9 protein-coding genes are annotated in these 9,985 nt (G+C 63.5%); 8 read left to right on the top strand and 1 reads right to left on the bottom strand.

The window, feature by feature from the left end; genetic code table 11:
• The 8 genes from AC16JP_RS00535 to rsmA form a co-directional block, all read left to right on the top strand.
• The coding region (locus tag AC16JP_RS00535) for a ribonucleoside-diphosphate reductase subunit alpha (RefSeq protein ID WP_484338642.1) at positions 1 to 1,307 on the top strand (1,307 nt) is incomplete at its 5' end.
• Between the two features lie 166 nt (positions 1,308 to 1,473).
• On the top strand, positions 1,474 to 2,523 hold the full coding sequence (locus AC16JP_RS00530) for a ribonucleotide-diphosphate reductase subunit beta (RefSeq protein WP_484338641.1): 1,050 nt from the start codon (positions 1,474 to 1,476) through the stop codon (positions 2,521 to 2,523).
• Positions 2,524 to 2,531: 8 nt separating this feature from the next.
• Positions 2,532 to 3,188: a fumarylacetoacetate hydrolase family protein gene (locus AC16JP_RS00525; RefSeq protein WP_484338640.1), complete on the top strand. Its 657-nt coding sequence runs from the start codon at positions 2,532 to 2,534 to the stop codon at positions 3,186 to 3,188.
• Between the two features lie 52 nt (positions 3,189 to 3,240).
• The gene (locus AC16JP_RS00520; protein ID WP_484338639.1) at positions 3,241 to 3,828 is read left to right on the top strand and encodes a DUF1134 domain-containing protein; all 588 of its coding nucleotides are present in this window, start codon (positions 3,241 to 3,243) and stop codon (positions 3,826 to 3,828) included.
• Positions 3,829 to 3,913: 85 nt separating this feature from the next.
• Positions 3,914 to 6,151: an LPS-assembly protein LptD gene (locus AC16JP_RS00515; RefSeq protein ID WP_484338638.1), complete on the top strand. Its 2,238-nt coding sequence runs from the start codon at positions 3,914 to 3,916 to the stop codon at positions 6,149 to 6,151.
• A 113-nt stretch (positions 6,152 to 6,264) separates the two neighbouring features.
• Complete coding sequence (locus AC16JP_RS00510; RefSeq protein ID WP_484338637.1) at positions 6,265 to 7,623, top strand: peptidylprolyl isomerase; 1,359 nt, start codon at positions 6,265 to 6,267, stop codon at positions 7,621 to 7,623.
• 4 nt (positions 7,624 to 7,627) lie between these two features.
• Complete coding sequence (gene pdxA / locus AC16JP_RS00505; RefSeq protein WP_484338636.1) at positions 7,628 to 8,659, top strand: 4-hydroxythreonine-4-phosphate dehydrogenase PdxA; 1,032 nt, start codon at positions 7,628 to 7,630, stop codon at positions 8,657 to 8,659.
• Positions 8,656 to 9,507: a 16S rRNA (adenine(1518)-N(6)/adenine(1519)-N(6))-dimethyltransferase RsmA gene (gene rsmA / locus AC16JP_RS00500; protein ID WP_484338635.1), complete on the top strand. Its 852-nt coding sequence runs from the start codon at positions 8,656 to 8,658 to the stop codon at positions 9,505 to 9,507. Before pdxA ends, rsmA begins: the two co-directional genes overlap by 4 nt.
• Here the strand turns inward: rsmA and AC16JP_RS00495 are convergent.
• Positions 9,452 to 9,928, bottom strand: coding sequence for a DUF2141 domain-containing protein (locus tag AC16JP_RS00495; RefSeq protein WP_484338634.1), 477 nt, complete (start codon positions 9,926 to 9,928; stop codon positions 9,452 to 9,454). The genes rsmA and AC16JP_RS00495 overlap by 56 nt on opposite strands.
• Positions 9,929 to 9,985: the final 57 nt, after the last annotated feature.

Below are 9,985 nucleotides of genomic sequence, written 5' to 3'. Positions count from 1 at the left end.
GCTACCTGGATATTTCCCACCCCGAGATCGAGGAGTTCCTCGAAATCCGCAAACCTTCGGGCGACTTCAACCGCAAGGCGCTGAACCTGCACCATGGCGTGCTGGTAACCGACGCCTTCATGGAGGCAGTGCGCGCCGGGGCGTCGTTCGATCTTCGCTCGCCGAAGTCGGGCGAAAAACGCGGCGAAGTCGATGCCCGGGCGCTGTTCCAGAAGCTGGTGGAAACCCGGCTCGCAACCGGCGAGCCCTATATCGTCTTCATCGACCAAGTGAACCGCACCATGCCCCGCCATCAGCAAGAGCTGGGCCTGAAGGTCACGACGTCCAACCTCTGCTCGGAAATCACGCTGCCCACGGGCGTCGATCATCTTGGCAAGGATCGGACGGCGGTATGCTGCCTGTCGTCCCTCAACCTGGAGACATGGGACGAGTGGAACCGTGACACCCGTTTCATCGAAGATGTGATGCGTTTCCTAGACAATGTATTGTCAGACTATATCGCCCGCGCGCCAGACGAGATGGCGCGCGCCCGCTATGCCGCCGCGCGTGAGCGGTCGGTCGGGCTTGGCGTGATGGGCCTGCACAGCTTTTATCAGGCGCGCGGCATTCCCTTTGAATCGGCCCCGGCAAAATCGTGGAACATGAAGATGTTCCGCCATATCCGCGCGCGGGTCGATGAGGCGTCGATGTTGCTGGCGGCCGAACGGGGCGCTTGCCCCGACGCCGAGGAGCGCGGCGTGATGGAGCGATTCTCGTGCAAGATGGCGATCGCCCCGACTGCGTCGATCAGCATCATCTGCGGTGGAACTTCGGCCTGCATCGAGCCGATCCCTGCCAATATCTACACCCACAAGACGCTTTCCGGCAGCTTCGTGGTGAAGAACACGCACCTCGAAAAACTGCTGACAGAAAAGGCCAAGAATTCTGAAGCAGTGTGGAACTCGATCCTTGAACAGGGCGGCTCGGTCCAGCATCTGGAATTTCTTGGCGCCGAGGAAAAGGCAACGTTCCGCACCGCCTTCGAGATCGACCAGCGCTGGCTGCTCGAACTTGCCGGGGACCGGACACCATATATAGATCAGGCGCAGTCGCTCAATCTGTTCATTCCAGCCGACGTCGAGAAATGGGACTTGCTGATGCTGCATTTCCGCGCGTGGGAACTTGGCATCAAGAGCCTTTATTACCTGCGTTCGAAGTCGGTCCAGCGAGCCGGGTTTGCCGGGGCAGTGGAGGCAGACAATACGCCGGACATCCGCCAGATCGAAGTCGTCCAGCGCGACTATGACGAGTGTCTGGCATGTCAGTGACGGCCACCCCCCCTGTGCGCCGTCGCGGCCATGCCGTGCTGTCGTCTGCCACGCTGCTGCGGCTGTCGCGGCGCCGCCGCCGGATTGCCGTCAAGGGGCGGCCCGCCGCATCCCGACGGATGCTCGTCGTTGCAAACCCGTTCGTTCAGTTCCAGGGATAGTCGTCATGCCTCTTCTCGAAGCGAGCCGCGTCTATAAGCCGTTTGAATATCCGTGGGCCTATGAGTTCTGGAAACGCCAGCAGCAGATCCACTGGATGCCCGAGGAAGTTCCGCTGGGCGAGGACTGCCGTGACTGGGCGCAGAAACTGGGTGAGCACGAGCGCAACCTGCTGACGCAGATTTTCCGCTTCTTCACGCAGGCCGACGTCGAGGTGCAGGACTGCTACCACGAAAAATATGGCCGGGTGTTCAAGCCGACCGAAATCAAGATGATGCTGACGGCGTTCAGCAACATGGAAACGGTGCATATCGCAGCCTACAGCCACCTTCTTGATACGATCGGCATGCCGGAAAGTGAATATTCCGCATTCCTGAACTACAAGGAAATGCGCGACAAGCATGATTATCTTGGCAGTTTCAACGTGGATACCGACCAGGACATCGCCCGCACACTGGCAATGTTCGGCGGTTTCACCGAAGGGCTGCAACTGTTCGCCAGCTTTGCCATGCTGATGAACTTCCCGCGCTTCAACAAGATGAAGGGCATGGGCCAGATCATCAGTTGGTCGGTGCGCGACGAGAGCCTGCATTGCGAAGGTATCATCCGCCTGTTCCACGCCTTCTGCGCCGAGCGCGGGTGTCTGACCCGCAGTCTGCGCGACGATATCGTCGACATCTGCCAGAAGGCCGTGCGCCTTGAGGATGCGTTCATCGATCTGGCGTTCGAGATGGGCCCGGTTCCGGGCATGACGGCGCTGGAAATCAAGAAATACATCCGCTTCATCGCCGACTGGCGGCTGAAGCAGCTTGGCCTGCAACCGATCTATCTGATCGACGAGCACCCGCTGCCGTGGCTTCAGCCGCTGCTGAACGGCGTCGAACATGCGAACTTCTTCGAAACCCGCGCGACCGAATATTCCAAGGCCGCGACGCGCGGCAACTGGAACGAAGTCTGGGACATGTTCGACCGCCGGCAGTCCGCCCGTGCGCCGACTGTCGCCAACGACGAAGCCGAGACCCCCGACCTGCTGGGCGGTGTCGGCGCGGCGGAATAGGCTGCGCGATGGCCTGGTTCCCAGCCCCGGATGCGCGGATCTTCTGCGCCGCCGTGAACTATGCTGCCCACCGAGAGGAAATGGGGCGTGGCGAAACCGGCCCGCACCCGATGCTTTTCCTGCGCACACCCCGGTCGCTGGTCCGTGCCGGAGAGGGGATCGTCAGGCCGAACAATTCCGAACGGCTGGATTATGAAGGCGAACTGGCGCTGGTGATCGGCACGGCGGGCCGCCACATCCCGCGCGAACGGGCGCTGGCGCATGTGGCCGGATGGACGCCATTCCTCGATGGCTCGGTGCGGGATTGGCAGCGCCACACCGGCCAGTTCACGCCCGGCAAGAACTTCGACCGATCGGGAAGCATCGGCCCGGAACTGGTGCCCGCTGAAAAGTTCGGCGATTACCGCGCCCATGCCCTCTCGACCCGCGTCAATGGGATGACTGTCCAGCACACCCCGGTCGACTTGATGCTGCACGATGCCGAAACGCTGATTGCCTATGTGTCGGCCTTCACCGAACTGCAACCCGGCGACGTGATCGCCACCGGCACCTGCGGCGGGGTAGGCGAAAAGCGGCAGCCACAGCTTTGGTTGCGGCCGGGCGATGTCGTCGAGGTAGAGGTGTCCGGCATGCCGGTGCTGCGCAATCCGGTGGTCGCGGAATGATTGCGCGGCCACGATTCATCTGCGATTCATCGGCGATGCCAAGGATGATCGGATGAAATACGCTTTTGGGCTAACCGCTTTCGCCGCGCTTGCGCTTGCTGCAACCCTGCCGTCGCCGGTGCTGGCGCAAGACACGCTCCAGAACGACGCCAAGGCCGCCGGCTACGAGATGGGCGAAATCATGAAGGCCGCCGACGGCGCCTTCGGAGAGGCGACCGAAGGCGTCGCCAAGGTGGTCGAGAAGATATTCGCCGACCTTGGCAAGCCGAACGCCTATATCGTCGGCCGCGAAGGAGGCGGCGCAGTCGTAGTGGGGTTACGGTATGGCAAGGGCATGCTGCACTCCAAGGTCGAGGGCGAGCGCACCGTTTACTGGACCGGCCCGTCGATCGGCCCTGACCTCGGCGGCGATGCATCACGCAGTTTCGTGCTGGTCTATAATCTGCACAACACCGACGACATCTTTCAGCGCTTCCCCGCGATCGAAGGCAAGGCCTATCTGATCGGTGGCGTTTCGGCGAACTACCACCAGCGCGGCGACATTATCCTGGTGCCGATCCGGCTTGGCGCGGGATGGAGGCTGGGGGCGAACATCGGCTATCTGAAATATTCGCGCGACAGCCGGATCATCCCGTTCTGACCGCCGATTCCGCAGCACGGCACTGCGGCGATCGTTCGCGAACGCTTGAACGCCGGCGGCAGGGAACCTAAAGCCGCCGATGGCCATGCGACGCAGACCACCTCCTCGTATCGCGGCATTGTCCGCTGTCTGCCTCGCTGCGCTGGCGGCGACGGCGGCCAGCGCTCAGGAACCGGGGCCGCCATCGGCGGCGCCCGCCGAGCCGCAGCCGATGATCGAGTTTTCGGCCGATCAGCTTGGCTATGACGAGGACATGCAACTGATCACGGCGACGGGGAACGTCCTTGTCCGCCGCGACAACCAGACCTTGACCGCCGACACCGTTACCTACAACCGCGAAACCGGCGCCGTAACGGCAAGCGGCAATGTCCTGCTCGACGACGGGACCGGATCGCGCGCGGTCGCCGATGCATTCGAGCTGACGGAATCGCTGAAAGATGGCGCAGTCAGCAACATCCTGCTGATCCTGTCGGATGGCAGCCGTCTTGCCGCCCGATCGGGCGTTCGCGTGAACGAGGTGACGACGCTTTCCCGTGCGGCCTATTCGCCATGCGATGTCGTCGATCGCAAGGGGTGCCCGCAGGAACCGCTGTGGCAGATCAAGGCGGTGAAGGTCGTCCATGATCCGAGGCGCGGGCGGGTATCCTATACCGGCGCCCGGCTCGAATTTTTCGGCGTGCCGGTCGCGGCATTGCCCCGCCTTTCCCACCCCGACAATTTCGACCACAGCCAGACAGGTCTCCTTCAGCCCGAGTTCGGCCTTTCGCGCGAGCTAGGCGTTGCGGTGCGTATTCCATGGTTGTGGTCGATCGCGCCCGACCGTGATCTTGCGGTTTCGGCCAATCTGTTCACCAACGCCGTGCCGGTGCTGGGCGTCAATTATCGGCAGTTGTTCGCAGGTGGGCCGGTGCAGATCGGCGGTCTGGTTACCTATGCGCGCGGCCGCTTCGAAGACCCGGCGACCGGCGCCATATTGGAAACGCCGGCGCGGCTGCGTGGCGCGATCGACGGCAATGGCCAGATCAACCATGGCGATGGCTGGCGTTCAACCTTTTCGACGCGATTGACGAACGACGATAACTTCCTCGGCCGCTACCAGGTAAGTCTCGATACCCGGTTGCGCAGCACTTACGTGCTCGAACGGTTCGAATCCGGGGCGGAAACGGGCAATCGCTATTTTTCGGTGCGCGGCTGGTATTTTCAGAACCTGACGCAAGGCATCAGCGCCAGCAGGGTGCCGGTTGCACTGCCGCTGGTGGACTTCATGTGGCGGTTGCCCGAGCCGATGCTGGGCGGGCAACTCATGGTGCAGGCCAACAGTCTGGCGCTCTATCGGCGTGAAGGGCAGTCGATGGCGCGGGCGCTGGCGTCGGTCCAGTGGGAGCGCGGGTTCCTGACATCGATGGGCCAGCGAGTGACGCTGACTGCCCTGATGCGCGCCGACATCTATAACAGCCGCAACAATGCGCTCGCCGATGAGCCGGTATATGCGGGCCGCGACGGATGGCGTGCCCGCGCCATCCCGCTGGCTGCGATCGATGTCGAATGGCCGTTCGCCGGGCCGTTGTTCGGCGGTACCCAGACGATCACCCCGCGCGTGCAGTTCGTCGCCTCGACGGCAACCGCCAACGTCGGCATCCCGAACGAGGATTCGCGCGCGATCGACCTCGAGGATTCCAACCTTTTCGCGCTGAACCGTTTTCCCGGCCATGACCGGTGGGAGGGTGGGGCGCGTATTACCTATGGCGCCGAATGGCGATGGTCGGGGCCGGGGATCGCGATCGAAGCGCAGGCCGGGCAGAGCTATCGGCTGGATGGCCGTGCCGACCTGTTCCCCGAGGGTACCGGGCTTTCGGGCAGCCTTTCCGATTTCGTCGGCCGCGCGTCGCTGCGGGTTGGCCGCTATCTTGAGGTGACGCAGCGGCTTCGCCTCGACAGGAACAATCTGGCGATCCGCCGCAACGAAACCGACATCGCGTTCGGCAGCCGCCAGACCTATCTGTCGCTTGGCTATATGCGGTTCAACCGCAATATCGTGCTGGAGGATCTGACCGATCACGAGGAACTGCGTGTCGGTGCGCGGGTTGCGATCGGGCGCTACTGGGCGGTTTATGGCTCGACGATCGTCGACCTGACTTCCAGGGCCGACGATCCACTGACAGACAACAACGGCTTCCAGCCGATCCGGCACCGTCTGGGCGTGGTCTATACCGACGAGTGTTTCGAATTCGGCCTTGGCTGGAAGCGCAACTATGTCGATAACCCCAACGCCCGGCTGGGCAACAGCTTCCTGTTCACGCTGAAGCTGCGCAACCTTGGATGAACGGCAACCGTTTCAGCACAGGTTCAGCCGCTCCGCGCAAGAGTGCTGGCGTGCGCGTGATGGCTCGTCTATCAGGTGGCGCGTTTGTTGACAGACAGGACAGTTTGCCAGGCATGAATTCCGGATTTCTGAAGCGGTCGCAGACTGCCACTGCCTTGTTCGCGCTGATCGTGACAGGCCCGTCGTTCGTCAGCGGACCGGCGTTTGCGCAGTCTGCGGGCCAGTCGCCTGCTGCCGCGTTCGACCTGCCGGACATTACGGTGCTTGGCACCTTTGATCCGAATGTCCGCAAGGCGACGGCAATCGTCAACGGCGATATCGTCACCGACACCGATGTCGATCACCGCCTCGGGCTGGTGCTGATGGCGAACAACGGCCAGATTTCCGATTCCGAACGCAATGTCCTCAGGTTGCAGGTGCTTCGCAACCTGATCGACGAGAAGCTGGAAATTCAGGAAGCCAAGCAGCACGATGTCAGCATCCCCGAGAACGAGGTGGATCAGGCATTCGCACGTATCGCGACGAACTTCCGCCAGACGCCCGAGGCGTTCAACGCCTATCTGAAGCAGGGCGGATCGTCGCCGGATTCGATCAAGCAGCAGATCCGCGCCGAGATGGCCTGGAGCAGACTGCTGCGCAAACGCGTGGAACCGTTCATCAACGTCGGCGACGACGAAGTGCGTTCGATCATCCAGAAGATGGAAGAAGCCAAAGGCAAGGACGAGTTCCGTGTCGGCGAAATCTTCCTTTCCGCCCCGCCGGAACTTCAGTCGAAGGTGATGGCCGACGCGCGCCGTATCGTGGAACAGGTGCGCGCCGGCGCCAGCTTCGTCGCCTATGCGCGCCAGTTCTCGGAAGCCTCGACCGCCGGTGTCGGCGGCGATCTTGGCTGGGTCCGCGCCGAACAGCTTTCGCCTGCACTACAGGGGCTTGTCACGTCGATGGGTCGGGGCACGGTTTCCGATCCCGTGGCGGTGCCGGGCGGGGTTGCGATCATCGCGCTGGTGGACAAGCGGCAGGTATTGTCGGCCGACCCGGCGAACGCGGTGCTGTCGTTGAAGCAACTGACCATCCCGGTGAAGGGAGACCTTTCCGAAGCGGATGCGCGCAAGCTTGCGGCAAGCATCCAGGAACGCACACGCAACATGGGTGGCTGCGGCAAGGCCGAGGAAGTTGCCCGCGAACTTGGTGCCGAAGTCGTGGCCAACGACCAGTTGCGCATGGGCGATCTGCCCCCGCAATTGCAGCAGATCCTTGGGCAGATGCCGGTCGGCACGGCGACGCCGCCGTTCGGCTCGGCGCAGGATGGGCTGCGCGTGCTGGTGCTGTGCGGCCGCGACGACGCCCCGACGCAGATGGCGCTGCCCAGTTTCGATCAGGTTTATGGCCAACTGAACGACCAGCGCGTCAACAGCGCGGCGCGGCGTTATCTGCGCGATCTGCGGCGCGACGCGGTGATCGACTATCGCTGATCCAATGACTGGTTCGAAGGACGATCAGGCTGCAGTCCAGCTGGCTCCGCTTGCGGTGCCGCTGGGCGATCCGGCTGGCATCGGCCCGGAAGTGATCGCCAAGGCATGGGCCATCCGGAGCGCGCACCGTTTACCGCCGTTCTTTGCCATAGGTGACCGGCGCAGCATCGAGGCCGTCTGGGATGGGCCGATCGCGCAGATTTCCCACCCATCGGGCGCTGCGGCCGCCTTTGAAACCGCGCTGCCGTTGATTCAGGTCGATGAACCGGGCGACGTGCTGCCCGGTCAGCCAACCCCGGCAGGCGCGCGCTGTGCGCTGGATTCGCTGGAAATCGGTGTCGGCCTCGCGCGGTCGTCGGCGGCATCGGGGCTGGTTACCGGCCCGGTCGCCAAGGCGCAGCTTTATTCGATCGGCTTCAACCACCCCGGACAGACCGAGTTCGTGGCCGAACGCTGCGGCATCGCTGTTGAAAATGTCGCCATGATGATGGTCGGCCCGGATTTGCGGACGGTGCCAGTGACGATACACCGCCCGCTGGCGCGGGTGACTGAAATTCTGACGACCGATCTGATCGTTTCGCGTTCACGCACCATCGCCCGTGGCCTTCAGCGCGAATTCGGCATCGCCGCCCCGCGACTGGCGATGGCCGGCCTGAACCCGCACGCGGGCGAGGGCGGTAACATGGGGCGCGAGGAAATCGACATCATCACCCCCGCGATCGAGATGTTGCGGGCCGAAGGGATCGACGTGTCAGGCCCGCATTCGCCCGACACCATGTTCCACGAGGCAGCGCGCGCCAGCTATGATGCAGCGATCTGCATGTATCACGATCAGGCGCTGATCCCGATCAAGACGCTGTATTTCGACACCGGCGTCAACATGACTCTGGGCCTGCCGGTTTTGCGCACCGCACCAGACCATGGCACCGCGTTCGGCATTGCCGGCCGAGGCGAAGCCAATCCGCGCGCGATGATCGCGGCGATCGTTCTGGCCGGCCAGTGCGCGCGCGCGCGCCAGCTTGTACAGGCAGATTGACGCTGGATCCGATCTCGGCGCTGCCGCCGCTCCGCGAGGAAATCGCCGCAGCGGGGCTGCGGGCGTCGAAATCCCTCGGGCAGAACTTCCTGCTCGATATGAACCTGCTCGACCGGATCGTCCGCCTGATCGGCCTGCAACCCGGCGACCGCGTTTACGAAGTCGGCCCCGGACCGGGTGGGCTGACCCGCGCGTTGTTGAAGGCTGGTGCCGAAGTCGTTGCTGTTGAACGCGATTCGCGCGCGCTGCCGATCCTCGGGCGGCTGGGCGACGCCAGCGGCGGGCGGTTGCGGATCGTCGCCGACGATGCGCTGGCCGTCGATGCGGCAGCCCTGGCGGGCGAGGGCGCCCACATCGCCGCCAATCTTCCCTATAATATCGGCACATTGCTGCTGACCGGCTGGCTGACCGAAAGCCGGTGGCTGCCGTGGTGGCGTTCGGCGACGCTGATGTTCCAGAAGGAAGTCGCGCAGCGGCTTGTGGCGACACCGGGCACGGCGGCCTATGGGCGGCTTTCCGTGCTGGCGCAGTTGCGCGCCGATGTCAGGATCGCGATGCAGGTGCCCGCCCGCGCCTTCACGCCGCCGCCGCGTGTCGACAGTGCAGTCGTGCATCTGGTGCCGAAGCTGCCCGCCGAACCGTTCCAGCTGGCGATCGTCGAGGAACTTACCGCTGCCGCATTCGGCCAGCGGCGCAAGATGTTACGGCAATCGCTGAAGCAGGTGCGCGGCGCGGCAGCGGCGATGGAGCAACTGGAGATCGACCCGGAACGCCGCGCCGAAACCCTTGCCGTCAGCGATTACGCGTCTCTCGCAAGGGCCGTGGCTGCAATCCGCGCATGTAGTTAAGCTCGATCGCGATCGGCGTCACGCCCTTCAAGTCGACTTGCACGACTTCGATCTTGGGCTTCGACAGCCCCAGCCTCGGATTTCTGGACAGGCCGACCCCGTCCTTGAACGGGTTCATCTTGCCGTTGGCGTCGCGGTCATGGAGCGCGACCACGATATAGCGCCCCGACGACGATACCGGCGCGCAGACCGTCATGTCGCCAGATGCTGTCATCGGCGTGTCGAGGCGTTGCACATAGCGCCCCGGCTCGAGGAAATCCTCGTCGGTGGCGGGGTAAACGGCAACGCGAAGATTGCCCGACCGATCCTTGAATCCGGTGACGGTGACGAGAGCCGCAGTTCCGGAACTTCCGGGGGCGCACGCCTGTGGCACGCCGAACACTGTGGCTGCCAGAAAAACTGCCGTAGCAAGCATGGCCATGGGCTAGAACATTCTGACGGGAACGGGAAGCCGCCTTGGCCTATGGGCGACATGACT

Source organism: Sandaracinobacteroides sp. (assembly GCF_057137845.1).
The sequence above is the reverse complement of the archived record's forward strand: the minus strand, read 5'-3'. Positions and strand labels throughout refer to the sequence as shown.